The 25,329-nt window shown below is 66.3% G+C and carries 12 protein-coding genes; 2 read left to right on the forward strand and 10 right to left on the reverse strand.

All coding sequences use genetic code 11. The annotated features are described in order from the left end of the window. Position 1: 1 nt before the first annotated feature. Positions 2-3,841, reverse strand: coding sequence for a translocation/assembly module TamB domain-containing protein (locus tag AC1PMG_RS20940; RefSeq protein WP_481110131.1), 3,840 nt, complete (start codon positions 3,839-3,841; stop codon positions 2-4). Next, the gene (locus AC1PMG_RS20945) at positions 3,838-5,619 is read right to left on the reverse strand and encodes an autotransporter assembly complex protein TamA (protein ID WP_481110132.1); all 1,782 of its coding nucleotides are present in this window, start codon (positions 5,617-5,619) and stop codon (positions 3,838-3,840) included. Before AC1PMG_RS20945 ends, AC1PMG_RS20940 begins: the two co-directional genes overlap by 4 nt. A 214-nt stretch (positions 5,620-5,833) precedes the next feature. Between AC1PMG_RS20945 and AC1PMG_RS20950 the strand changes: the two genes are divergently transcribed. Together AC1PMG_RS20950 and AC1PMG_RS20955 are read left to right on the forward strand one after the other, a co-directional pair. Continuing rightward, a complete protein-coding gene (locus AC1PMG_RS20950; protein WP_481110133.1) occupies positions 5,834-6,370 on the forward strand; it encodes a GNAT family N-acetyltransferase in 537 nt (178 codons plus the stop codon). Positions 6,371-6,372: 2 nt separating this feature from the next. Next, on the forward strand, positions 6,373-6,915 hold the full coding sequence (locus AC1PMG_RS20955) for a DinB family protein (protein ID WP_481110134.1): 543 nt from the start codon (positions 6,373-6,375) through the stop codon (positions 6,913-6,915). 242 nt (positions 6,916-7,157) lie between these two features. Here AC1PMG_RS20955 and AC1PMG_RS20960 read toward each other — a convergent pair whose 3' ends face one another. The 8 genes from AC1PMG_RS20960 to AC1PMG_RS20995 form a co-directional block, all read right to left on the reverse strand. Beyond that, positions 7,158-7,808 (reverse strand): YceH family protein, encoded by a 651-nt coding sequence (locus AC1PMG_RS20960; protein ID WP_481110135.1) that lies wholly within the window; start codon positions 7,806-7,808, stop codon positions 7,158-7,160. Between the two features lie 185 nt (positions 7,809-7,993). Then, positions 7,994-8,239 carry a hypothetical protein gene (locus AC1PMG_RS20965; RefSeq protein ID WP_481110136.1) on the reverse strand — a complete coding sequence of 82 codons (246 nt, stop codon included), beginning with the start codon at positions 8,237-8,239 and terminating at the stop codon, positions 7,994-7,996. 245 nt (positions 8,240-8,484) lie between these two features. Beyond that, the gene (locus AC1PMG_RS20970) at positions 8,485-9,081 is read right to left on the reverse strand and encodes a hypothetical protein (RefSeq protein WP_481110137.1); all 597 of its coding nucleotides are present in this window, start codon (positions 9,079-9,081) and stop codon (positions 8,485-8,487) included. Then, positions 9,068-9,559, reverse strand: coding sequence for a hypothetical protein (locus AC1PMG_RS20975; protein ID WP_481110138.1), 492 nt, complete (start codon positions 9,557-9,559; stop codon positions 9,068-9,070). The genes AC1PMG_RS20970 and AC1PMG_RS20975 overlap by 14 nt, the downstream gene beginning before the upstream one ends. Beyond that, complete coding sequence (locus tag AC1PMG_RS20980; RefSeq protein WP_481110139.1) at positions 9,540-9,977, reverse strand: hemagglutinin repeat-containing protein; 438 nt, start codon at positions 9,975-9,977, stop codon at positions 9,540-9,542. Before AC1PMG_RS20980 ends, AC1PMG_RS20975 begins: the two co-directional genes overlap by 20 nt. Positions 9,978-10,117: 140 nt before the next feature. Beyond that, the gene (locus AC1PMG_RS20985) at positions 10,118-10,429 is read right to left on the reverse strand and encodes a hypothetical protein (protein WP_481110140.1); all 312 of its coding nucleotides are present in this window, start codon (positions 10,427-10,429) and stop codon (positions 10,118-10,120) included. A 128-nt stretch (positions 10,430-10,557) separates the two neighbouring features. Continuing rightward, entirely contained in the window at positions 10,558-10,962 is a 405-nt protein-coding gene (locus AC1PMG_RS20990) for a hypothetical protein (RefSeq protein ID WP_481110141.1), read from the reverse strand. Positions 10,963-10,964: 2 nt separating this feature from the next. Beyond that, positions 10,965-25,307: a hemagglutinin repeat-containing protein gene (locus tag AC1PMG_RS20995; RefSeq protein ID WP_481110142.1), complete on the reverse strand. Its 14,343-nt coding sequence runs from the start codon at positions 25,305-25,307 to the stop codon at positions 10,965-10,967. Positions 25,308-25,329: the final 22 nt, after the last annotated feature.

Here is a 25,329-nt window from a genome sequence, read left to right on the forward strand (position 1 = left end):
CCTACTTCTCCTTCCGCCAATTCACCGACCCACGGTTCTCCACCGTGCTCGATTCCACTTCGGCATCGAAGCCGCGGCCCAGCAGATATTTCAGCGTCAACACCGAACCACTGCCGATCAATGACACGCCGTAGCTAACGTAGAGTTTCGGCGAGAGGTATTTGCCGAAACCCACCACCGAGCCGCCGAGGGTGCGTGACTGGCTGACGCCGGCGTCGTCGAAGCCGAGCCTGGCGCCGAGTTGCGAGGCGAGCAGGCCGCTGCCGGCCGACAGGGCGCTGGCCGCGGCGGTGACCTGGTCGGCTTCGGCGCTGCTGGTGTTGCTGAGGCTGCGGCCCAGCACCAGGTAGGACATCGCCTCGGATTGCGACATCGACGGGTCGGACCACACGTCCGCATGCGGGGCGGTGGCGCGGCCGGTGACGTCGATGCCGGCGGTGACGTCGCCGACCTGGCGCTGCGCGCGGATGTTGATGCGCGGGTCGGAGACGATGTTGTTGCTCCAGGTGAGCTGGCCGCGGGTGATGGTCAGGTCCTGGCCGTACGCCTTGTACTTGCCGCTGACGTCCAGCCCGCCGGTGGCGGTGGTTTCGCGGCCCGGCCGCGAGCGCACCTGCATGGCGCCGGTCAGTGCGCCCTTGAGGCCGAAACCGGCCATCTTGACCTGGTCGCCCAGGGTCACGCGCAGGTCCATCTCCAGCGGCGAGGTCGGCGTGGCCTCGGGGTCGGCTGGGTCCAGCACCACCACGTCCTCGGACAGCGAGGTGCCGCGGTCCAGCCGCTCCAGGTCGATGTCGGCCGAGGGCACGGTGACCTGGCCGCTCAACATCATGGTCTTGTTGGCGATACCGAACTGCAGGTCGGGATTGGCCACCGCGCGCAGTTCGGCGGTGTTGGACACCAGCACGTTGGTGCCGCGGATGTTCAACTGCAGCGGCGTGCGGTCGCCGTACCAGGACAGGCCACCGTCGACGTTGAGCGTGCCTTCGCCGGACTTGACCGAGGCGACGATGCGCGCCGAGCCGTCCGGCTGCGCGTCGAAGCGGCCCTTGCCTTCGCTCAGGGTCAGGCCCAGCGCCGGCAGTTCGCCGGTGAAGTTGCTGAGCGTGGCGTCGCCGCCCATCGCCGGCTGCGAGCGGGTGCCGCGCAGGCTGACGTGCCCTTCGACCAGACCCTTGGGCCGGACCAGATCGGGCGAGAACAGCTCCAGCCAGTACAGCCGCGCCATGTTCATGTAGATCTCACCGGTCAGCGGCGCGTACGCGTCCCAACCGGTGTCGACGGTGGCGTCGACGAAGCCGTCGCCCTGGAAGCCGATGCCGAGCTTGGAATGGATGTGCTGGGCGCTGAAATCGGTGACGAAACTGAACTGGTCGTAGCGCAGCAGTTCGCCGCGCGCGTTGTCGCCCAGGCGCAGGCCGCCTTCGCGCGAGGCCAGGCGCAGCGAACCCTGCCAGGCGTTGCCGGCCGGCTTGAAGCTGCCGTCGATGGACAGGTCGCCGCGCAGGTACATCTTGCGGCCGTTGCTGGGCGGCAGCCACGGCTGCACCAGGGCCAGCGGCAGCGCATCGCCGCGCAGGGTCAAGCCCTGCTTCGGCCAATCGGCGGACACGCACAACGCACCGCCGCTGCCCGGGGCCAGGCAGCTCTCGGAGAGGCTGAAGGCGCTGCCGGCCACGCTGAAGTTGGCCGCCTGCCGCAGCTGCCACGGTTCGCCCTTGGCCGGGGCGATACGCAGCGTGTTCAAGGCGCCCTGCCAACGCGCGCCGTCGCGGCGCACCTGCCCGGCCAGGGCCAGCGCGCCCATGTCGTTCTCGGTCTTGGCGTCGAGTTGCAGGTTCTCGACCGCGCCGCGCGCATCCACGCTCAGCGTCTGCAGCAGCACGCCGGCATTGATCGCGCTGCCGCGCAGGGCGAGTTCGCCGCCGTTGCCGCGCCAGGGCAGGCGCCCGCGCAGGCTGAGGCTGTCGGCACTGTAGCTGTCCCACTTCAGGCCGCTGCCGGTGAGGTCGGCGGTGAGGTCGGGGGCGTCGCGGCGGCCCTTGACCTGCACGTTTCCGCGCAGGCTGCCGGCGCCGCCGGGCAGCAGGTCGGCCAGTTGCAGCGGCTGCAGTTGCGCGTCCACGTCGAGCTGGTCGCCGACCTTGCCCTGCGCCTGCAGGCGGCTGTCGCCCAGGCTCAGTTGCAGCTTGCCCTCGCCCTGGCTGCCCTGCAGGGCGAGCTTGGCGTTGGCGTCGAGCGGACGGCTGCGCAGGCGTCCGTTCAAGCGCGGGATGTCGAGCGTGGCCTGGTAGCCGGCGGCACTGCCGTCCGGCCGCGCCGGCAACTGCTTGCCCTGCGAGGCGAAGGTGCCGGACAGCTTGCCGTCCCAGCCTGGTGCGAAGTAGCCGGGGTCGAACCCGGCCAGCGTGCCTTGCACGTCCCAGTTCACCTCCGGCACCCAGGCCACGTTGCCGCCCAGGTCGAGCGTGCCGCTGGGCATGGTCGCGCGCACCTGCTTCAGCTGTGCCTGACGATCGTCGCCGCGCACGTCCAACTGCAACTTGGCGCTGTCCTTGCCGCGGGCGACGGTGGCTTCGCCGTAGGTGGCCCACTGTTTCATCGTGCCGGCCACGCCCAGGTTGGCCTCGACCAACTTGATCGGCACCGCCGGTGCGTCCGGTGTGGCCGGATCCGGCGCGCTGGCGAAGCTCATGCCGCTGGCGTTGACCGCAAAACGCAGCTGCGCGTTGTCCGGGTCGCGCAGATCGGCGGTGCCGCGCAGGCGCAGTTGCCCGTCGAACGCGCGCAGCTGCAGCGGCGCGACGGTGAGCACCTGGTTGTCCAGGCTCAGGTGCGAGGGATCGAGCACGAGCTTTTGCCCGTCGCGCGACAGCTCGCCCTGCAGATCGGCATTGCCGCCCTTGCCGTTCGCACGCAGATCGAAGGCCAGCGGCACGGATGCCGGCGCATCGTCGGCCGGCGGCACCAGCAGCGACGGATCCAGTGCCTTGCTGCTGGCGGCGAACTCCCACACCGGATCGGTGCGGCCGGTGAACACCAGGGTGGCGCGCAGCGGCGCCGGTGCGTTGCCGGCGATAGCCACTTCCATCTTGTCCAGATCGCCGCGCGCGACCAGGCCCAGGCGCGCCGGGGTGCGGCCGCGCGCGGCCGGCAGCACCGCGCTGGCGGTGAGGTCGGCCTTGTAGTCCTGGCCCGGCAGGTAATCGCCATTGACGCGGAAATCGCCGCGGTCGCTGGTCACCACCACCTGGGTGGCGTGGAACTCGCCGCTGGCCACTTCCACGCCGCCGCGCAGCGTGCGGATGTCGATCATCGGCTGCTGCGCCTGGGTGATGCGCAGGCCGTCGATGGCGATGCGGTCGGCCTGCAGCGCCAGCGGCACTTCGATCTGCGGCAGCGACTGCGGCCAGCGCGGCAGTTCGAACGGTTCGTCGCTCTTGGCCAGGTTGAGCGTGGCGTTGGTCAGTTCCAGCGCATCCAGTTGCAGCTTGCGCCCGAGCAGCGGGCGGATGTCCGGCTCCAGATAGGCGCGCTCGGCGGTGAAGTGGATCTCGTTGTAGCGGAAGTCCAGGTTGTGCAGGGTCAGCGGACCGGCCAGCGGCCCTTCGGCGCGTTCCCAGGTCAGGGTCGAACCGGCCGGCAACCGCGCCACCACCTGCGCCAGCAATACGTCGCGCCCGGCCACGGTCTGCAGCAGCCAGTACAGCGCGATCACCGCCAGCAGCACCAGGCCGGCCACGGTCAGCGCCGAGCCCCACCAGAAGCGCTTGCGCCGGTAGAAACGCGGTCGGCGCGGCGGCGGTGCGGCGGGCGACGTCGGCTCCAGCGGCGCGCTCACAGATTGGCTCCGATGTTGAGATAGAGCTGGAACTGCGAGTCGGGATCATTGAGGCCATGCGCAATGTCCACCCGCACCGGGCCGACCGGCGAACGCCAGCGCAGGCCGAAGCCGACGCCGGTGTGCCAATCCGGAGTGTCGTCGAAGGCGCTGCCGCTATCGACGAACACCGCGCCGCCCCATGGCCCGCCCTTGAAGTAGTGCTCGTATTCGGCGCTGCCGGTGAGGATGTGCTTGGCGCCGAGCGCGAAACGGTCCGGCCGCGGCGTGCGCGGGCCGACTTCGCGGAACGCATAGCCGCGGATGCTGTTGTCGCCGCCGGCGAAGAACCGCAGGCTCGGCGGCATCGCCACCAGCGCGTCGGTCCAGGTACTGCCGGCTTCGCCGCGCAGGATCAAGCGGTCGTTGTCGCCGATGCCGTGGAACCAGTTCACCCGCATGTGCGCCTGCACGAAGCTGGCGTCGGACCCCACACCCTCGGCGCCACCGCGCAGGCTGATGTTGCCGCTGAAGCCCTTGCGCGGGAACACCTTGTCGTCGACGCCGACGTAGTCGGCCTCGATCTGCGGATAGAACAGTGTCGAGGTCTGGTACAGCGCGCCGTCGAAGACCTCGTCGGTGGCGTAGCGCCACCGCTCGCGCAGCGCGTTGATCGAGGCGATGGCGGTCCAGTGCTCGTTGATCTGGCCGCTGCGGCTGCCGGTGAGCTTGACGTTGCGCAGGTCGATATAGTCGGTCTGCTCGTCGTAGACGCGCAGCGAGGTGGTGTACCAGCCGTCGAGCCAGCGGAACGCCGGGATCCGGTAGCTGGTGATGAAGCTCTTGCGCTTCTGCGCGTAGTCCAGCTGGGTGCTGAGCTTGTGCCCGCGCGCGTTGACGTAGCGGCGGTCCACGCCCAGGCGCACGCCGGCGCCGCTCTCGCTGCCGTAGCTGAGGCCGGCGGTGTAAATGCTGCGCTTGGCGCGGGTGAGGTTGACGTCCACCGGCACGTCGCCGTTGGCGTCGGCCTCTTCCGGCTTGGGCTGGATGTCGATCACGCTGAAGTAGTCGAGCTTGACCAGCGACTCGCGCAGGCGGTCGAGCTTGCCCTCGTGGTAGTAGCTGCCCTCCTTCCAGTACACCAGCGGATCGAACAGTTTCTGGTTGAAGTAGTCCTGGTGGAAGCGGATCGGGCCCATGTTGTAGCGACGGCCGCTGTCCCAGCTCAGGTCGATGTCGGCGGCGTGGTCGGCGCGGGTCACCTCGACCTTGCGCTGGGTGAAGTCGGCATCGAAGTAGCCGCGCTCGGCCAGCCGCCGGGTGATGGTGACCTTGCTGGTTTCGTAGACGCTGCTGACGAAGATGTCGCCCTTGCGCGGGCGGAAGTTCTTCAGGTCGTCGCCCAGGTAGCGGTCGTCCTCGGCCGGGCCGGTGATACCCACATGGAAATTGCGTACCCGGATCGGCTCGCCCTTGTCCACGTGCACCACCACGGTCAGCTTGTCGTCCTGGCGCGGCGCCTCGACGGTGATGGTGGGGGTGAAGTAGCCGAACGGCTCCAGCGCCTGCCGGGTCTGCCGTTCGGCCTGGCTCAGCAGGTACTCCAGGCGCGACTCGCCCTGGTCCTTGCCGATGGCGTCGTACAGCGACAGCGAGACCTGGATGTTCTCGATCATCGCCGCGTCGTCGTCCTTGTTCAGGCCCTGGATCTGCACCTTTTCGATGACGCCGCGGGCCTCGGCAAGGCCGGCCAGGGAGAGCAGGGACAGGAAGGTGGCGAGACGGGGGATGGGTCGCATGGGCGTCAGAATACCGGCACCCCATGTGAAGCTGTTAACTAGACGTTTGTTATGCGTGACCGGGATGTCGGGTGCGCGGCATTGTGGAGGGGCATTTCGTGCCTCCCGGGCTCACAGCATCGGAGCGTCTACGCCAGGAACCGCGCTGCGCCTGCGCCCTTGCCAAGCCGTGGCGACGGCGCCACGCTGGCGCCCCGACCCGCAGGAGCGCCGCATGTCCACCGTGATCGAGACCGCGCGCCTCGTACTGCGCCGACTGGAGCCCGCGCGCGACGCCGCGCCGATGCTGGCCCTGCTCAACGACCCCGGCTTCCTGGCGCACATCGGCGACCGCGGCGTGCGCGACGAAGCCCAGGCCAGCCGCTATCTCGCCGACGGCTCGGTGCGCAGCTACGCCGAGCACGGCTTCGGCCTGTATGCGGTGGAGCGCCGCGACGACGGCGCCTGGCTCGGCGTGGCGGGGCTGGTGCTGCGGCCGACCCTGCCCGCGCCCGATCTGGGCTATGCCCTGCTGCAACCTTATGCAGGCCAGGGCTACGCCAGCGAGGCGGCGCGCGCGGTGTTGGACTACGCGCGCAGCGTGCTGGCGCTGCCACGGGTCTACGCCATCGTGGCCCCGGGCAATGCACGCTCGCTGCGGCTGCTCGCCACACTGGGCTTTATCGCCCAGGGACGGGTACGCCTGAGTCCGGAGGCCGCCGAGGTCGAACTGTATCGTTGCGAGTTGGATGCGCCCGAGGAGCACGCCTGAGCATGGACACCCTGCACACACTGCGGCTGTTCTCCAACTACAGCCACTGGATGAACCAGCGGCTCTACGCCGCGGCTGCGACCCTGCCGGACGCCGCGATCACCGAGCCGCGTGGTGCCTTCTTCGGGTCGCTGCTGGGCACGCTCAACCATCTGGTGGTGGCCGACACGATCTGGCTGCAGCGCTTCGCCCAGCATCCGGCACGGCACCCGGCGCTGCAGGCCATCGCCGCCACGCCGGTCCCTACCGCCCTGGATACGCCGCAGGCCGACTGCCTGGCAGACCTGCGGACGCAACGCGAGGCCCTGGATGCGACGATCGCCGAGTGGATATCGCAGCTGCATGCCGACGACCTGGACGTGGCGCTGCGCTATCGCAACACCCGTGGCGAATCGCACGGCCGGCGCTTCGGCGACCTGCTGCTGCACTTCTTCAACCACCAGACCCACCATCGCGGCCAGGCCACCACCCTGCTCAGCCAGGCGGGTGCCGATGTCGGCGTGACTGACATGCTGGCGGTGATTCCGCAGGTGGAGGTGGGGTGATCTTGCGATCGCGGGGCGCTGCGCTTGGTGCGTGCCTTTGGGCGTTTAGGGCATCTCTGGTAACGCGCCTTTGCATCGGCCGCCTTTGCCGCGGCTTTTGTGGGTTCTGTCGTCGCGCTTGTAGGAGCGGCTTCAGCCGCGACAGACGAGCCAGGAAATGCGCGTCGCGGCTGAAGCCGCTCCTACAAGTGAGCGCTCTTTGGTTAACTAGAGGCTTCGTTTAGAAGCCCGTCCACGCAGCGTCACTCGTGCGCGAGCTGCGCCTGCAACTGCGCCACGATCTCGCGCAACTCCGCCACCTCGGCCTCCAGCGCCTGCACCCGGCCTTCCAACTCGTCTTGGCCCGAAGCAGTCGGCCGCGCCTTGAACGTAGCCGCCAGCGCCTCCGCATCCACCGGACCCGCGAGCAAGTGCATGTAACGATCCTCGCGCTGCCCGCTGGCGCGCGGTAACTGCACCGCCAACTGGCGCTGTGCCAGCCGTTCCAACTGATGACGGACGTCGTCCGCATCGGCAAAGCGCGCCATGCGCTCGGCGCGTGTCAGCAACTCATTGACCGTCTGCGGGCCACGCAACAGCAGCAGGCCGAGCAAGGCCACCTGTTGCTGGGTCAGATCCAACGCCGCGGCCAACCGATGCTCGTAGCGCTCGGCGCGCGAAGAGAACTGCTGCCGCACCAGGCCGCGCCCCTCCAGTTGCCGCAGCGCATGCTGCACATCCCCCGGACTCAGGGTCATCACCGGCTCGCGGGACGTCTTCTGATTGGCCGCCACCACCGTCGCATTGACCGTGAGCGGATACGCATCCGGCGTGGTCGCCTCCTTCTCGATCAGGCAGCCGAGTGCGCGGGCTTCGATGGTGGAGAGAATGGGAATGGTGGGGGTGTCGGTCATCGTGTGGGCTACCTGCTGGTCAGGGGCGAAGCATACTGCTTGAGAGTTTCGGCTCTGCCGGCTGCTGCCGTACCGCTCGCCGTGCCTTCCTTGACAGGTTCTTGCCGACGGTCAGGCTGGTGGCATCGCCACCGCGCGTCAATCCGGACTCATCGCGTAACGCGGTCGGCTGCAGTGTGAGGTTGTTACCCGCCACTGTTGCCGGCCTGCACGGTGGTGCCGTTGAGGCTGAGGTCGCGACTGGCATTGAGCAGCACGTCGCGGCCGGCGATCTGGCCGCCGAGGTTGAGCAGGTCCTGCTTGGCCTGTAACGCCACGGTACCGCCGGACACCATGCGGCCCTGGTTGAGCAGGTTGTCGGCGGTGGCGCTGACGTTGGCGCCGCTGATGGTGCCGGTGTTGCTCAGGCCGGCCGTGGCGTTCAGTCGCATATCGCCCGCGCGCAGACAACTCTACTATTACTGTGCGATTGCCATCATTCACGATATCTAGAAATTTTTGTATTCCCCTAAGTGCCTCTTGTTTCAAGCCCTCGATCAGGTCCTGATAGTGCAACCAATATGGGGCGCCTGCTCAAAAATTACTTGGGGTTTAAATAATTTAATGAAGCCATATTCACAGAGCCTTAGTTTGAAGTCAAATTATCAGGCCAAACTTTCTTACAAATTTAATGATCTTATAAATAGCGCGTCTTCCAGTAATCTCGTGAATTTTTTACCCAATACCTTTGGGAGTCAGGTATTAAATATAAAAAATCCCCATTTTTTGCGGACCAGTCATCATAAGCCAAATCTTCATGCATTCTCGCCCCGTCTAAATGCATAAAAATTTTTCTATCGAAATTAATGTAAAAAGTAGGAAGCTTGGATGAGATCAAATTTGCCTCTCTTGAAATTTTTTGAGAGATTTCACACCCCGAGGCGTAATGAAATTCAATTTCATCGAGCAGTGCATATTTAGAATCAATTGAATCAAAAAAGAATGACTCAAGCTCTTCTTTAGAAGTAACCTTGGCGCAACAAGTCTCTATATATTGATCAAAATTATTTTGAGTCAGCCTTAAGAGACCACCTCTAAATTCTTTGCACGCTTCCAGATATTGAATTTCGCTTATGTGACCCTTCTCCAGATATGCCCTGTAATCTTTTTCTGCGTCAAGTGAAAAATTGAATTTCTCATCTACTACCCATATGGTCTTGCCCTTTGAAATGAAGAAGCAGATATTTAAATTGCCATCGAATAGTGCGTTGGCTACTTCATTATTTAAAGCCATCTCCAAATTCCTTTAAGAACTCATCATGAGAATAAATCCTAGCATTACCGCTATGCTTTTCAAGCAAAGACTCCCATACCTTCGGAAGCTCTAACGCTGTACCTGGCTGATTAGGATCCACAATTTTGGGTGCAGTTGGATCTCTAGCTATCCCTGGAATTGGCCGTTGCGGTATCGCCTTGCTCATAATTTCACTACTAAGAGCAGCATCGACTTCAAAAACCACAACCGAACCATCTGGACGTTTATTTGTCAAATAATACAAGGCATGATCAGCATTTCCCACACTCACACAAAGTTGACCAGAACAACCAGGATTAATATTGATCGTTCTATCGGGGTTTACACTTATGCGATATTGACTTGTTGCAGCACCTGAACCACCACCTTCTACTCTAAAATATGTTACAGGGTTAGATCCTGCCACCTCCCCAACTGGCTTTAAAGCGTTTACCGGCTCAAGGGTTGTGACAGGCAACGTCGTGGCTGACCGACAGGTCGTGCCCGGCTTGCAGGGCGGCGTCACCCCCGGCGGCGATCTCCACTCCGTGCAGTTGCAGGTCGTTGCCGGCCTGCAGGGACAGGTTGTTGCCGACGGTCAGGCCGGACTCATCGCGCAGCGCGGTCGGCTGTAGCGTGAGGTTGTTGCCCGCCAGCAGCGCAGCGCTGTTGCCGGCCTGCACGGTGGTGCCGGTGAGGCTGAGATCGCGGCCGGCCTGTAGCAGCCGGTTGTTGCCGGCAGTGATGCCCGAACGCAGGTCACCGCCGGCGAGGGCGTCGCGGGTTGTGCTGGTCAGGTCGCGGCCGGCACTGAGCAGCACGTCGCGGCCGGCGACCTGGCCGCCGAGGTTGAGCAGATCCTGCTTGGCCTGCAGCGCCACGGTGCCGCTGGACACGATGCGGCCCTGGTTGAGCAGGTTGCCGATGTTGGCGCTGACATTGGCGCCGCTGATGGTGCCGATGTTGCTCAGGCCTGCCGTGGCATTGAGTACGGCGCCGCCCTACAGCAGGACACACCATTACCGCGTTGCAATTATTATTGCCTGCTGTATTTAAAATTTGTTTTTACTTGTTCACCAATTCTGTAAGAAATAACAAAAGAAGCCCAACATTCCCCACGTTGCGCAGCGCTTTCTCTAAGACGCTTTACTAGTGCATATAGAACTGCATCATTGATATCTGTCTTGACATCAGTTGTCGCAATTCCGTTTCTTTCAATTGTCAACTGGGTTTCGATGTAACCAACTTCAACTTTAACCTCAAAAGTGAAATAATCATAACCATTAACAATACCATCATCTATGATTGAAAAAATATCTTTGATTATATTAAAGTCTTCAGTGATCATTTCTCATCCCACCCGGTCCAAGCGGAGGACCAAATCCATCTGTTAAGGCTTTTCTAAATTTTAAATTTATTGACCTAATCGATAATAGGCCCAATCAATTATCAAATCATGATTCCTAATGGCCAATATTAAAAATCTATATATACCGAAAGAATCTTTGCCAACTCATCTTCTGGCATGTCTGGCACATAAAAACTTGCGCTGATTTTTTCTACATTAAAACCAGAATCAATTGGCTCAACTTTTAATTGGTTCGCATTGAAATATGCAATGGCGTCGCTAGCTTTCATGCGCAATATGTCGCTCCCAAAAACGAAAAAAGAAGCAGCGCTAAAAATTTCGACGCCCTTTATTATATCCCTCAAGTCATAAAAGACATGGGCCGATGATGAAGGGAAATTATCCGTTGTATTTTCTGAAAATACTGTTTTCCGAAACTCGCTATGCGTGCCGAGTGCCGCTCTTACCTCGTCCCTAGTCATACCTGACTTTAGTGGACCTACAGCTCCATTTATGTATTCGAAATTTTTCAATGCTATCTCCCTATAAAGTCATTCGGATCTAAAGTTTTTGAATAATCCAACATTTGCTTAATATTTTCATCGTATTTATTGCCGAATTTTGACTTCACATCGTCGACATCCATTTGGATAGCTTCCTGCAATTTCCCTTGGCGCAATAGTTCCTTTTGCTTATTTCGGTAAGCGATTGCCTCTTTACTGTTGCCATAGCTAGCTGTCTGCTGATGATCTCCTGGCTCCATTTTCATCGCCGGGCCTTTGTCGCTACTCATTGGCGCAGACGCATAGCAGTTTTTGGCAGGACAGTGATGAGAGTCCATTCCGTCATTAGTAGGCTTACTAGTCTGAGAATGTGCGCCACCTAAAACTTCACTCTCGCTTGACTGAAGAGCGTTATTTTCCGCACGTTCTATATTTTTTGCAAATCCATCACTACTTTTGATAATGCCGACCGCACCAGCTTTAATACCCAACGCACCAATCGACGAAAGCAGCGTATCTACAAGCATCGAGCTAGTCGCATGGCTCGCAGGCTGCACCGCTTGCTGATCGCTATCGGTCTCAGCACCAAATGCGTTGGCGCCAATCACCGGCGTTAGCGGGTTGACCAAATACTGCTCTTTCTTTTCCTGCAGATATCCCGCCATCGGCGTTGCCGCCCACAGCGTACTGCCCAAGGTCTTCACCGGGCCACCTGCCGCTGCCATCAAGATAAGCGCGGCGGTCTCCGCATTGTCTTCGCCCAGCCAATTTTTAAACTGCTCTACCTTCTTCCCACCTGCGATGGCGAGGTTGGAGACAACCGTTGCTCCCTTCAGTCTGAAATTTTCATCCTGAGATTGCGGCGAGCCCACTGTTCCCTGTGAACTTTCAGATACCTCACTGTTTGAAGAAGCTGCGCCATCTGCATGAGTACTTCCCACTGCCCCAACGGTGACGGTGCCAATTGGAGTTGTTTCAATAGGACCAACGTCAACCTCACCTGTCGGAATGTGGTTAATAACATCTTTGCGCTGCTGTTCGTCCAGCGCATTGAAACCCTTGCCATAGCGCTCGAAGGCAACACTTTCAGGTTGCGCGAGCTCTCGCAGCGTTGACGCTGCATCCGGCGATTTGAGCAACAGCACAAGCTTGTCCGGATCGCAGCCGAGCTTCACGCAGTTGTCGAGAAGTGCATTGACACCGGCGACTTCATTGGGATCGGTGATCCCGACATTCTTCAGCGCCTCGGCGGCCATCGCCTGTCGCTGCGAACGCCCTTCGCGGTAGTCGTAATAGCCATAGGTCTGAACGGCATTGCCCGACGCTGCGCCTGCCTGCGCATCGCCACCCAGGAGACCGCCTGCAGCGCCGAGCAGGGCTCCGAGGCCACTCATCAATGTGGCTTCGGCACCACTTCCCGGCTGTATCCCGCCCTTCTGCAGTGCGTCAGCGAACTTCGGCAACAACGTCTCGTTCATCAACACGCCACCGGCCGCGCTCAGGACGTTGCCGCCCGAGACTGCAGCCGCCAATGCGCCCGCCGTCACTTGCGTGATCTGCTTTGCCGCTCCCGCGTCGTTCCACTTCGCAAGCTGGTCGTTGGCTGCATTCAGCCTTGCCTTCGCGGCTGCCGTCGCATCCGGATCGCCCTTGGCCGCTTCCAGATCGGCCATCGCTTGTTCTGCATCTGCAGCCGCTTGCTCCCTCTTGTAGGAAATGAGCTCCTTAGCCGACCTAAACGCCACCTCACCGGCAACTTGGGCCAGTTCCTGCTGTTCCGCAACCTTCTTCTCGTCGAATATCTGCTTCAGCCCGCTCTGCTGCAGTTCCGTAGCGCTTCGATCCAAGCCGGCCAGAGCGGCCGAGTCGCCATTGCGCACCTCGACACTGCCCGCGGCAATGTCGCTCTTGGTCGTACTGCCGCTGCTACCATTCTGATTGCCAGCCAGGCTCAAGGCCGCACCGGCCGCCACGGATTTCCAGTCGCCCGTGCCAACACCAAATCCACCAGCCTTGTATTCGGCCTTGTTTTGCAAGTCCTCGACCGTCAGGCTATTGGTAGACAGACGGTTCAATGCTGCATCGGCCGTGCTGGCGATGGCGCCGCCAATCAGGTGCGTATTGCCGCCAACGGTGACGTCGAACCCACCGTTGCCGGCCTGGATGCCGCTCTGCTCCTTCACGCTTGTATAGCTGCTGTCGGTCTTCTGCTGGCTGTAGCTGGCGCTGCTACCGCTGAAGCCGTAGACCAGGGTGACACCGGCCTGCTGTTGTTTGCTCTTGTAGTCGTCGGTGTCCTGCTCGCTCTGGATCAGCAGGTCGCCCCCAACCTTGGCCAGCACGGTGTCGCCGATCGCCTGCGCGCCCTTGATCGTAGTGTCGTTGCCGCTGGCCAGGGTCAGCGTGTCCTTGGCCGTGACCACACTTTCGGTGTGCAGTTCGCTGTTGCCCTTGGCGCTGCCCTTGCCGGCATAGGCGCTGACGTAGAAACCGGTCGTGGTGCCGACGCTCACGCCGATCTCGCCGCCGCCGTTCTTGTTCTCCGACTTGCTGGTATTGGTTTCCTGATTGCTCAGCAGGTTGAGGTTGTTGGCCGCGGCCAGCGCAACGTTCTCGCCGCTGATCTTGCTGCCGATCACGTTGAGGTCGCCGCTGGTGGCCGCGATGGTCACATTGCCATCGCTGAGGATGCGGCTACCGCCGGTGGTTTCCTCGTGCGTGGTCGTCTTGCTCGACGCACTGCTGGCACCCAGGGCGATCTTCAAGCTGATACCAGAGTCACCCGAAGCGCTTTTCAAGCCCTCTCCATTGGCCAGCGCATTCGCGCCTGCCTGGGCACCGGCGATGGCGCCCATGCTGTCCTTGATCGCATAGCCTGTCTTGGCCGCATACAGCGCCTTCAGGCGGTCGTCTTCGACCTCCGTGCCGCGCTTGGCGGTGCCGTATACCGCCAGCGCCGCATCAACAATGCCTCCCGTCAAACCTAGCGTGAGACCGGCACTCTGCTGCTTGGACGTCTGCACCGTGTCCACGCGGTTCTCGACCGCGGCGATGGTCACGTCCTTGCCGACGATGGCCGTGCCCGTCTTGCTCAGCACGTCGCTGCCGGTGATCGCCACGGCATTGCCGGCGGTGAGGGTGACGGAGCCATCGGTGCTGCCCACCAGGCTGCCGCTCTGGCTCACCTCGGTGGTGTCGAGCGTGTTGGTCTGCTTGCTCGCACCCAGGGTGACGCTGAAGCCGCCGCCGCTGTACAGACCGGTCTTCTTGACCTTCTTGTCGTGCTCTTCGCTATGCGTGTTCTGCGCCGTCTCCAGCGTCAGGTCGTTGCCCGCCGCCACCACCACATTGCCGGTGCCGGCGACCTGCGCGCCTTGCGAGAGCAGGTCGTGACCGGCGGCGATCTGTACGGTGTCGCCGCTGAGCGTGGTCGCCACGGCGGTGCTGTCATGCCACTCGTCGTGCGTGGTCGTGGTCTTGCTGGACAGGAAGCCCTTTTTCTTCTTCTGCATGTCCTGCACGGCGTCGTGCTGCTCCTGCTCGGCGAGCAGGTTGACGTCGTTGCCGGCGGACACGGCCAGCGCGCCCTTGTCGGTGAACAGGTTGGCCGCGGTCAGGTTCACGTCGTGGCCGGACTGCAGGGCGATGTCGCCGCCGGCGGTGAACTCGCTGCCGTGGACGGTCTCGTCGCGGGTGCTGGTGGTCTGCTTGAAGCGCTTGCGCGTCTCCAGGGTGTCGCTGCTGTCGACCGTGGTCAGCGTGGTGCTGTTGAGGTCGTTGCCGGCGACCACGGCCAGGCCATTGCCGGCGTCGAGCTTGGCGGCGGTCAGGTTGACGTCGTGGCCGGCGCTGAGCACCAGGTTGCCGCCGGCGGTGAGCGCCTGCTGGTCGAGGTCCTGGGTGGTCGTGGTGGTGACGACCTTGGTCTTGCCCTGGCGGGTCTGGTCGGTGACGGTGCGGCTGTCGCCCAGCACAGACGTGACATTGAGGTCGTGCCCGGCCGCGGCGATCAGGTTGCCATCGGCCTTCACTTGGGCCTGGCGGATGGTGAGGTCGTTGCCGGCGGCCAATTGCAGGCTGCCGCCGGTGGCGATGCTGGTGCGCACCGTGGCCTTGCCGTTGGCGTCGGTGACCGGGGTCAGCGACAGGTCGTGCCCGGCCTGCAAGGCGGCGTCGCCACCGGCGGCGATCGCCACGCCGTGCAGTTGCAGGTCGTTGCCGGCCTGCAGGGACAGGTTGTTGCCGACGGTCAGGCTGGTGCCATCGCCGCCGCGCATCAGCCCGCCCTCGTTGCGCAGGGCGGTCGGCTGCAGGGTCAGGTTGTTGCCCGCCAGCAGCGCGGCGCTGTTGCCGGCCTGCACGGTGGTGCCGGTGAGGCTGAGGTCGCGGCCGGCCTGCAGCAACAGGTTGTTGCCGGCGGTGATGCCCGACCGCAGGTCGCCGCCGGCGAGGGCATCTCGAGTGGTGCTGGTCAGGTCGCGACCGGCACTGAGCAGCACGTCGCGGCCGGCGATCTGGCCGCCGAGGTTGAGCAGGTCCTGATTGGCCTGCAACTGCACGGTGCCGCTGGACACGATGCGGCCCTGGTTGAGCAGGTTGCCGACGTTGGCGCTGACATTGGCGCCGCTGATGGTGCCGGTGTTGCTCAGGCCGGCCGTAGCGTTGAGCGAGACGTCGCCGTTGTCGCTGGCCAGCAGCGCGCCGTCGCTGCGCAGGGTCAGCGCGGTCTTCGACGACAGGTACACCACCGGCACCAGCACCTTCTGGCCCTGGACCTCCTGTTCGACCATCCACACGATGTCGTGGGTCAGCGCGGCGACCTGGTCGGCGGTCAGCGCCACGCCCACGCTCAGGTGCAGTGTGTCGGCCTCAGCCACGCCGCCGTCGAGCAGCGCGCGGTACTGGGCCACGCCGTCGGCGTAGTTGCCCAGGTAGCGGCGGCCGGTGAGCTGGGTGATCTGGTCCAGCACCAGCCGCTGTTCGTAGAAACCATCGCCCAGGCGGGTCTGGGTCCACTGCGGATCCACGCCGAGCTTGTCCAGCAGGTAATCGCTGCTGATGAAGTTGTTGTAGTCGACGAAACGCGGATCGGTCTCGATCAGGTAGCGGCGGCCGGGCGCGCTATTGTTGGCCTTGACCCCGCCGAGGCCGTTGGTGGCGCGGCCCAAGGTGTTGACGCTGGCGCCATTGCTGCCGACCAGGCGGTACAGCCCGCCCATCGGCAACACGATGTTGCCCAGCGGCGCGCCGACCCCGCCGACCACCTGCGGCACCTGGCCGGTACCGGGGTCGATCTGCTGGTACTGGCCGGGCACGCTGCCGGCAGTGAGTACCGCCTGCGCGGTGCCGGCCTGGACCTGGCTGCGGCCGCCGCTGCCGGCGCCGCCGAGCTGGGCCTGCACGCTGCTGGCCTGGATCTGGGACGCATTGGTGTTGCTGCCGCCGACCAGCGTGGCCTGGCCGTCGTCGATGCGGATGGCACCCAGGCTGGCGGTGGCGATGCGGTTGCCGACGTTGGCCTTAGTCGGCGTCGCAGCGGTCTGCGCCTGCACGGCGATACCGCCGGCACCGTCGGCGCTCATCGTGCCGTACCGGTTCAGGGCCCCGCCCTGGGTGGCGTTGAAGGACGCGCCGCCGATGCTGCGGCCGTCGCTGCCGACCGCGCCGTTGCTGATGGTGGCGCCGCTGATGGACACACCCTGCCCGCCGGTCATGTTGGCGGCGAGGGCGATGTAGCTGGAGTCGACCGTTGTGGTCGACAGCACGTTGTTTTCGCGGTTGTAGCCGCAGATCGGGCTCTTGCGCGCATTGGGTCCGGAGACTTGCGTCATCGCACAGTCGTCGATGTACGCGATGACCTTGTGCTCGACATCGCGCTGTACCACTTGTTGCTTCAACGCCAGCGCTTGGTTCGCCACGGACTCACCGCCAGTGACCATGCCGTCGTACAGGCCAGCGACACCGCGCTGATTGACCAGCAGCGCGCCAGCGGCAGCAATCGTCGAGGCGTTGTTGGTCACGCTGCCGGAAAGAGCGATGTTGCCGCCCGCCGCGATGCGCCCTTCGGCGCTGGCCGCGATCAACCGCTCGCGCTGTTCGACCGAATACTCTCGGTAGACGCCGGGGCTTGGCCCTTGATAAGGGACGCGGATGTAGTAGGGCTGGTTGGGATACGTGATCCCTCTGCCTTCGATCAGTTCGCTCGGCATCGCCGCATTGGCCGCCGCCTTGTCCGCATCCGACAATGGACCAGTCTGCGTGTTCAGCACCCGCCGCCGGTTATTGATCTGATTCGCCGCGATCAGGATGCTGCCATCGGCCTCGATGCTGCCGGAGACGTTGTCCAGCGTGCCGGTACGCGCGGTGAGGGTGCCGTTGCCGTCGCGGGCGGCGCCGATGGCGATGTTGCCGAGGCTGAAGATCTTGGCATCGCGGTTGACCAACTGGTCGCGCACCAGCAGGGTCATGCCGCTGGTGGCGCCGATCAGCGCGCTGCCGTAGGCGGCGTTGTCGGTGGCGCCGCCCAGGTCGGCACCGTTGACCAGGGTGGCGGTGTCCAACAGCACGTTGCCGCCGACCAGGCTGCCGGTGTTGGACACCAAGCCGGCGGTGATCTGCAGGTTGCCGCTGGCGGAGAGGTCGCCGGCGTTGTTGACGCTGCCGCCGGTGTTCAACTGCACGTTGCCCGAGCGCATGCTGGCGCCGGCCACATTGCTGATGCTGCTGGCGTTGATGCCGAGACTGCGTCCGGCCTGCAGCGCCGAGGCATTGATGAAGTTGCCGCCCACCGCCAGGCGGAAGTCGCCGTTGCTGCTGATGTCGGCACCGGCGCGGTGGGTGTAGTCGCTGCGGATGGTCAGGTCGAGCAGGTTCTGGCCGAGGATGCCGCCGCCGCCGTCGAAACCGACGGTGTCGATGACCACATCGCCCGCGCCGCCGGCGCTGCTGCCGGCGCCGATCTGCCCGCCGCTGTTGCTCAGGTTCTGCAGGGTCAGGCGCACCGCCTGCTCGGCCTTGATCCGGCCGTTGCGGTTGTCGAGGCTGGCACCGCCCCGCTGCAACAGCATGCTGCCACCGGCGTAGACGCTGCCGCCCTGGTTGTCGAGCGTGTTGGTGTTGGCGACCAGGTCGCCGCCGGCCACCAGTTGCCCGCTGCCGTTGGCGATGCTGGCGGCGTCGAGCACCACGCTGCCGCGCCCGCCCAGGCTGCCGCCGACGTTGCGCAGGTCGCCACCGGTGGTGAGCCGGGTCAGGCCGCCGCCGTTGTTGACGATACTGCCCTGGCTGTTGTCGATGCGGCCGCCGGACAGGGTCATGGCATTGCCGCTGTCGAGCTGGCCGCCGCCGTTGAGCAGCGCGCCGCTGACGGCGACGCTGAGATCGCGGGCGGCACCGATGCGGCCGCTCTGGTGGTTGTCGAGCTGGCCGCGTGCGGTCAGCGCGAGGTCGCGCCCGGCCTGCATGGTGCCGGCGGCGTTGCTGACGTTCTCCGCGCCGAGCGTCAGATCGGTGCTGGCGCCGAGCAGACCGCCATCGTTGGTCAGCGCATGCGCCAGATCGGCGCGCAGGTCGCCACCGGCACCGTTGACGCTCACCGCCTGCAGCGTGCCGCCGCGGTTGTCGAGGCTGTCGGCGCGCAGCACGAGGCTGCCACCGGCGGCCTGCAGCACGCCGCTGCGATTGTCGAGCGCGCCGCTGCCCAGCTGCAGGTTCAGCCCACGCGCGGACACGTTGCCGCCGACGTTGCCCAAGCCGGCCGCGGTGACGCTTGCATCGCCGGCCGCCGCGATGGCGCCGCCCTGGTTGTCGAGCGTGCTGCCGGTGCTGAGCTGCAGCTGGCCCTGGGTGAGGATGCGACCGCCGGCATTGCCGAGGGCGCCGCTGCTGCCGACCGTGAGGGTGCCGCTACCGGCGTGTTCGATGCGTCCTTGCGCGTTGTTGATCGACGCGGCACCGAGTTGCAGGTCGCCGCCGTTGCTGACCAGGCGGCCGCTGGTGTTGTCGAACGCGCCGGTGACGGCGATGCGAGTGATACCGCTGCCGCTCTGCACCAGGCTGCCGCTGCCGTTGCGCAGCGCGGCCGCGCCCAGGTCCAGGCCCGCCGCCTGCAGCGTGCCGCCGACGCCTTTGAGCGCGCTGTTGTCCAGCGCGCCACCGGCGCGCACGGTGAGCAGGCCGCCGGCGAGCAGGTCGGCGCCGCGGTGATCCACGTCGCCGCTCGCGGTCAGCGCGACATCGCCGCCGACGCGGGCGGTGCTGCCGGCCAGCGCGAGTTGCGTGGCATCGGCGGCGAGGTTGCCGGCGGCGATCAGACGGCCGCTGGCGCTGAGCGTGCCATCGGCATGCAGGGTCAGCGCGCCACTGTTGCCGAGGCTGCCATCGGCGCTCACGCCGGCCGCGGCCACGCCGCCGATGGCGACAGTGCCGCCGCTCAGGCGCAAGTTGCCGCTGGACAGGGTCTGCCCGGCGTTGTCGATGCGCTGGCCCTGCAGCGCGATGTCCGCACCGCTGACGGTGCCGTGCTGGAGCACGCCGGCGTCGCTGCCGAGCACGACCTGGTTGGCGTTGAGCGTGCCGGCCACGGTCAGGTCGCCGTGCGATTGCAGTTGCAGCGTGGTCGCGGCGCTCAAGGCGCCGCTCTGGTTGAGCGCGCCGCCGGCCTGTGCGCTGAACGCGCCGGCCGAGGCCAGGGTGCCGCCGAGATTCAGATCGCCCTGGCTGACCAGGGCCACGTCGCCGGTTTCGCTGCCGAGCTGGCCGCTGCTGGCGACGCTGGCCGCCTGCACACGCAGGGCGCTGCCGGCGATCAGGTCGCCGCGGTTGTCGACGGCGCCATTGGCGGTCAGCGCCAGGCGCTGCACGCCGTAGCTGCGCCCGGTCTGCTGCAGCGAACCGACATCCAACTGCAGGCGCTGGCGCGCACGCAGCGCACCGGCGTTGCTGAGCAGGCCGCTCACGGTGAAGCTGGCGTTGCCCAGGGCGGCGAGCGTGCCGCTGCCGCTGTTGGTGGCACTGGCGGCGGTGAGGCTCAGGTCGCTGCCCGCGACCACCTGAGCAGCGTTGGTGAGTGCGCCGGTGGCACGCAGGTCAAGCGTCGAAGCGGCCTGCACCAGGCCGCCAAGGGCGAGATCGCCGGTGCTGGTCATCGCCAGCGTGGTGCCGGCGTCGACGGTGCCCTGGCTGTCGATGGCCGCGCCGTTCAACTGCAGCGCGCCGGCGCTGTGCAGCACGCTCTGGCTGCCGCCGCGCAGGGTGCGGCCGGCCTGCAGGGTGGCGTCTTGACCAGCGCTGACGCTGCCATCCAGTTGCAGGTCGCGCTGCGCCTGTGCCTGCAGCCCCTGCGTCGTGGCGAGCTGACCACCAAGGGTCAGGTCGCGCCCCGCACGCAGGTCCAGCGCCTGTGCGCTGAGCGTGCCGGTCTGCAGCAGATCGCCCTGCGCCTGCGCGCTGAGCTTGGTGCCTGCGGCGATGGTGCCGCCCAGTTGCAGATCACCCTGGCTGGTCAGCGCGACCTGGCCGCTCTGGCTGCCGAGCTGGCCGGTGCTGGCGATGCGCGCGGCATCGAGTTGCAGGTCGCGCTTGGCGATCAGTTCGCCCTGGCTGTCGATGGCGCCGCTAACGCGCAGGCTCAGCGTGTCGCCAGCGTAGGCCTGGCCGCTGTGCTGCAGATCGCCGACCTGCAGGGTCATGGCCTGGCCGGACTGCAGGGTGCCGGCGTTGGCGAGGGTGCCGGCGGTGGTCAGGGCCAGTGCGCCCTTCGCGGCGAGGCTGCCGCCCTGTGCATTGCCGATGCCGGCGGCCGTTACGGTGAGATCGCGGCCGGCCAGCACCTGCGCGGCATTGGTCAGTTGGGTGCCAGCGGCGAGCGCGACGTCGCGCCCGGCCTGGGCGACGCCGGCCACGGCCAGGGCGCCATCGCTGCGCAGCGCCAGATCGGTGGCCGCGTCGAGCGTGCCGCGGCTGTCGAGGCTGCCGCCTTGCAGGGTGATGGCGCTGGCCGCGCTCTGCAGCACCGCCGCGTTGCCGGTGGCGACGCTGGCGCCCTGCAACTGCAGATCGCCGGTGCTCAGGGCCTGGCCATCGATGCGCAGCGCGCGCTGCGCCTGCAGCGTGGCGTTGGTCGCGCTCTGCAGCGCACCGGCAACGCCGACATCGCGACCGATCAATGCGATGGAACGCGCCTTGGCCACGCCATCCAGGCGCAGGTCGCCCAGCGCGGTGGCGTTCAGTGCCTGCGCGGCGATCACGCTGCCGCCCAGTTGCAGGTCGCCCTGGCTGGTGAGCGTGACCTGTCCGTTCTGGCTGCCGAGCTGGCCGCTGTTGCTGAGGCTGCCCACGTCCACCAGCAGGTCGCCGCCGGCGATCACGTTGCCGCGGTTGTCCATCGCGCCGCTGCTGCGCAGCGTCAGCGCCTGGCCGGTGGACAGCGTGCCGCTGTGCTGCAGGCTGCCGGCCTGCAACGTCAGCGCTTGCTCGCCGCGCAGCAGGCCGGCGTTGTCGAGGAAGCCATCGACGTGCAGATCCAGCCCGCGGCCGGCGGCGAGCGTGCCGGCGGCGCGGTTGACCGCGCTGCCCGCCTGCACCTGCAGATCGCGCCCGGCCACCACGCGGGCGCTGTTGTCGAACGCACCCGCGGCGGTCAGCCGCACATCGTTGCCGCCCTGGGCGATGCCGGCCAGGCGCAGCGCGTCCTGGCTATGCAGGGTCAGGTCGGTGCCGGCGTCGAGCGCACCCTGGCTGTCGATGCTGCCGCCGTCCACGGCAATGTCCGCGGTGCTCTGCAGCACCGCGGTGCTGCCGGTGCCGACGCTGGCGCCGCGCAACTGCACGCTGCCGCCGGCCAGCGCCTGACCATCCAGCTGCAGCGCGCGCTGTGCCTGCGCCTGCAGGGTCGACGCACTTTGCGCCGTGCCGGCCATGCTCAGGTCGCGCCCCGCCTCCAACTGCAAGGACTGCGCCTTGCTGGTGCCGCCGTGCAGCAGATCGCCCGCCGCCTGCAGATGCAGCGCGGTGCCGGCGACCTGGGTACCGGTGAGTTGCAGATCGCCGGCGCTGACGACGCCGAGCTGTCCGTCCTGGCTGCCGAGCTGGCCGCTGCTGGCCACGCTGCCGGCGCTGATCACCACATCGCGCTTGCCGATCAAGTCACCGCTGTTGGTCAGTGCGGTGGCCGCCTGCACGGTCAACGCGTCGCCGGCATAGGTGCGGCCACTCTGTTGCAGGCTGCCGACGCGCAAGCTCGCGGCCTGGCCGGCCTGCACCAGGCCGGCGTTGTCGAAGTTGCCCTGCACGTTGGCGTCGAGCGTCGTCTGCGCGAGCCACTGGCCTTGCGCCTGGTTGCTGGCGCTGGCGGCGGTGAGCTGCAGCGCGCGGCCGGCGAACACCTTGGCCTGGTTGTCGAGGGTGCTATCGGCAAGCACCGCGACATCGCGCCCGGCCTGGGCGATGCCGGCCAACTGCATGTCGCCCGTGCTGTGCAGGCGTAGATCGGTACCCGCGTCCAGCGTGCCCTGGCTGTCCAGCGCGGCGGTGTCCACCTGCAGGGCGGTCGCGCTCTGCAGGATGGCGCCGTTCCCCAACGCGACGCTGGCGGCGCTGACGCCAACCGCACCAGCCGCGCTGGCCTGCCCATCCACGCGCAGCGCACGTTGCGCGTGCAGTTGCAGGATGTCGGTGCTCTGCACGGTGCCGGCCACGCCCAGACTGCCCGCGGCAGCGAGCTGCACGCCGGCCGCACGCAGGCTGCCTCGCTGCTGCAGATCGCCCAGCGCCTGCGCGTTCAAGGCGCCGGCGGCCACGACCACGCCGTCGAGTTGCACGTCGCCGCGGCTGTTCAGCACGACCTGGCCGCGCTGGCTGCCGAGCTGGCCGCTGCTGGCGAGAGTGCCGGCATCGAGCCGCACATCGTCACCGCCGACCAGGTCGCCCTGGTTGGCGACGGCGCCATCGACGGTCAATGTCAGCGTCGTGCCGGCATTGGCCGACCCGGTTTGCGCGAGGCTGCCGGCACGCAGGCCGAGCGCGCCACCGGCGTACAGGTGGCCATCGTTGGACAGCACGGTCGCGCTGCTCAAGCTGGCGTCGCCCAGGGCCGACAGGCTGGCGCCGGCGGCGCTGCTGAGGCTGCTGGCGTCGGCGCTGAGCGCGCCGCCGGCCACGACCAGGGCCTGGTTCTGCAGCGCCCCGGCGCTGCTCAGCGCGAGGTCGCCACGCGACTGCACGGTGCCAGCCAGCGACAGGTCGCCGGCGCTGCGCAGCGCCAGGGTCGTGCCGGCATCCAGCACGCCGGCCTGGGCGATGCTGGCGCCGTCCAGCGCCAGTGCGCCGCCGGTCTGCACCTGCCCGCTCTGCAGCAACGCGCCCTGCGCGTGCAGCGTGGCGTTGCCGCCGGCCGCCAGGGTGGCGCTGCTACGCAGCTGGCCATCGGCGCTCAACTGCAGATCGCCATCGGTGCGGACCACGCCGTCCAGCGTGGCGTCGCCGACCGCCTGCAGTTGCGCGGTGCCTGCGCCCAGGGTGCCCGATTGCAGCAGCGCGCCGCCGGCCTGCGCGGTCAGCGCGCCCTTCGCCGCGACCTGCCCGGCCAGGGCCAGGTCGCCGCGGCTGCGCAGCGCGACGTCGCCGCCCTGGCTGCCGAGTTCGCCGCTGCTGCGCAGTTGCGCCGCGTCCACGCTCAGCGTCGCGCCGGCCACCAGGCTGCCGCTGTTGTTCAGCGCCGCAGTGGTGGCGAGCGTGGCGTTGCGCCCGGCGTAGCTGCCGCCGGTATTGCGGACGCTGGCCGCGTCGATGCGCAGGTCGCGGCCGGCGTACAGGGTGCCGGCGTTGTCGAGTGCGCCCGGCGTCGCCAGCGCGATGTCGCCACCGGCCGAGACCACCGTACCGGCCGCATTGCCGATCGCCGCCGCGCCCAAGTCCAGGCGCCCGCCGGCGCTGAGCTGGCCGAGCGTGTCCAGGCGCCCGCCGGCCTGCACACTCGCGTCCTGCCAGGATTGGGCCAGGCCGGACAGGCGCATGTCGGTATCGCTGCGCAGGGTGAGACCGGTACCGGCGTCGAGCACGCCGGCGGCGTCGATCCGCGCCGCCTGCACCGCCAGGCTGCCGGCGCTCTGCACGGTGCCGCCGCGCTGCAGCCAGGCCGCGCCGGCCTGCAGCTGCGCCGCGCCACCGGCGTAGGCGTTGCCGCTGCTGCGCAGTTCGCCGCTGGCGCTCAACGCCAGCGTGCCGCCGCTGTAGAGGCTGCCGCCGACGTCCAGTTCCGAACCGAACAACGTGATCGCCCCGGCGCTGCTGCGCCCGCTGTGCGCCAGCGCGCCGCTGGCGGCGGCATCGAGCAGGCCATGGGCAATGGTGTCGCCGCTCATCGTCAGTTGCGCGGCGCGCAGGCGCACGCCGGCCTGCTGGGAGCCGAGCACGCCCTGCTGGCTCAGCGCGCCGGCCGCGTGCAGGTCGACATCGTCGCGGGCCACCGCCGTGCCGGCGAGGCTGAGCTGGCCGGCGCTGTCGATCTGCAGGCTGCCGCTCTGCGCGGACAGGGTGCCGCGGCTGACCACGCCGACACCGGCCTCGGTGGCGATCAGGCGGATGCGGTCGGCGTACATGCCGCCCAGGTACGCCACGTCGATGCCGATCGCCGGCGGTGCGCCGTCGCTGCCCGGCAATACCTCCAGCAGCATGCCGTCGTAGCCGATGCGCTGCGCACCGGCGCTGGCCAGCAAATCCTTGGCCCACACCGAACCGCCCACGCTCAACTGCCGCGACAACAGGTCCAGGCGGTCCACGTTGTAGGCGTCCAGGCCGTTGCTGCCGACGCTCAGCGCGCCGCCGGTGATGGAGAAACCGTTCAAGGCGCCATCGGCGCCGAGCAGCGGTGTGCCGGTGGCCAGGGTGACGCGCGAGGTGTTGAGGAAGCCGCAGCCGTCGCAGACGATGCCGTTGGGATTGGCGATCACCAGTTGCGCCTTGGCCCCGGCGATTTCGGTATAGCCCTGCAGGCGGCTGGTGGTGGAGGTGACCTCGTTGAGGATCAGCGTGGCCGCGCCGCTGTTCTTCAGGTTGTCGTTGCCGGCGATGTAGCCGCCGAGTTCGGTCTTGGAGATCTGCGCGCTGTTGTTGAGGATCAGGCCGTTGCTGCCGACGTCGAAGCGCGAGTAGCGGTTGTGCGAGACGCCGCGCGCGTTGGGGGCGACGATGTCCACCACCGGTACGCCGTTGGCCGCGGCCTGCTGGCCGGGCTGGCGTCCGTCCGGATTGGCGACCGGTGCGACCTGCGCGTACAGCGGCAGCGAGGTCCAGGTGACGGTGCAGCACAACAGCGCGGCGAGGCCGCGCTTGAGCGGCTCGAGCAGGCGGTGGCGGCGGTCGTCGGTACGGTCCATGTGCATCGTCGTGTCTCTCGTG

Source organism: Xanthomonas sp. NCPPB 2250 (assembly GCF_056725265.1).

Coding starts and splice junctions, on each gene's coding strand:
- AC1PMG_RS20950 (WP_481110133.1), top strand. CDS start 5,834: ATGTCCACCGTGATCGAGACCGCGCGCCTCGTACTGCGCCGACTGGAG.
- AC1PMG_RS20960 (WP_481110135.1), bottom strand. CDS start 7,808: ATGACCGACACCCCCACCATTCCCATTCTCTCCACCATCGAAGCCCGC.
- AC1PMG_RS20970 (WP_481110137.1), bottom strand. CDS start 9,081: ATGGCTTTAAATAATGAAGTAGCCAACGCACTATTCGATGGCAATTTA.
- AC1PMG_RS20955 (WP_481110134.1), top strand. CDS start 6,373: ATGGACACCCTGCACACACTGCGGCTGTTCTCCAACTACAGCCACTGG.
- AC1PMG_RS20985 (WP_481110140.1), bottom strand. CDS start 10,429: ATGATCACTGAAGACTTTAATATAATCAAAGATATTTTTTCAATCATA.
- AC1PMG_RS20995 (WP_481110142.1), bottom strand. CDS start 25,307: ATGGACCGTACCGACGACCGCCGCCACCGCCTGCTCGAGCCGCTCAAG.
- AC1PMG_RS20965 (WP_481110136.1), bottom strand. CDS start 8,239: ATGCGACTGAACGCCACGGCCGGCCTGAGCAACACCGGCACCATCAGC.
- AC1PMG_RS20945 (WP_481110132.1), bottom strand. CDS start 5,619: ATGCGACCCATCCCCCGTCTCGCCACCTTCCTGTCCCTGCTCTCCCTG.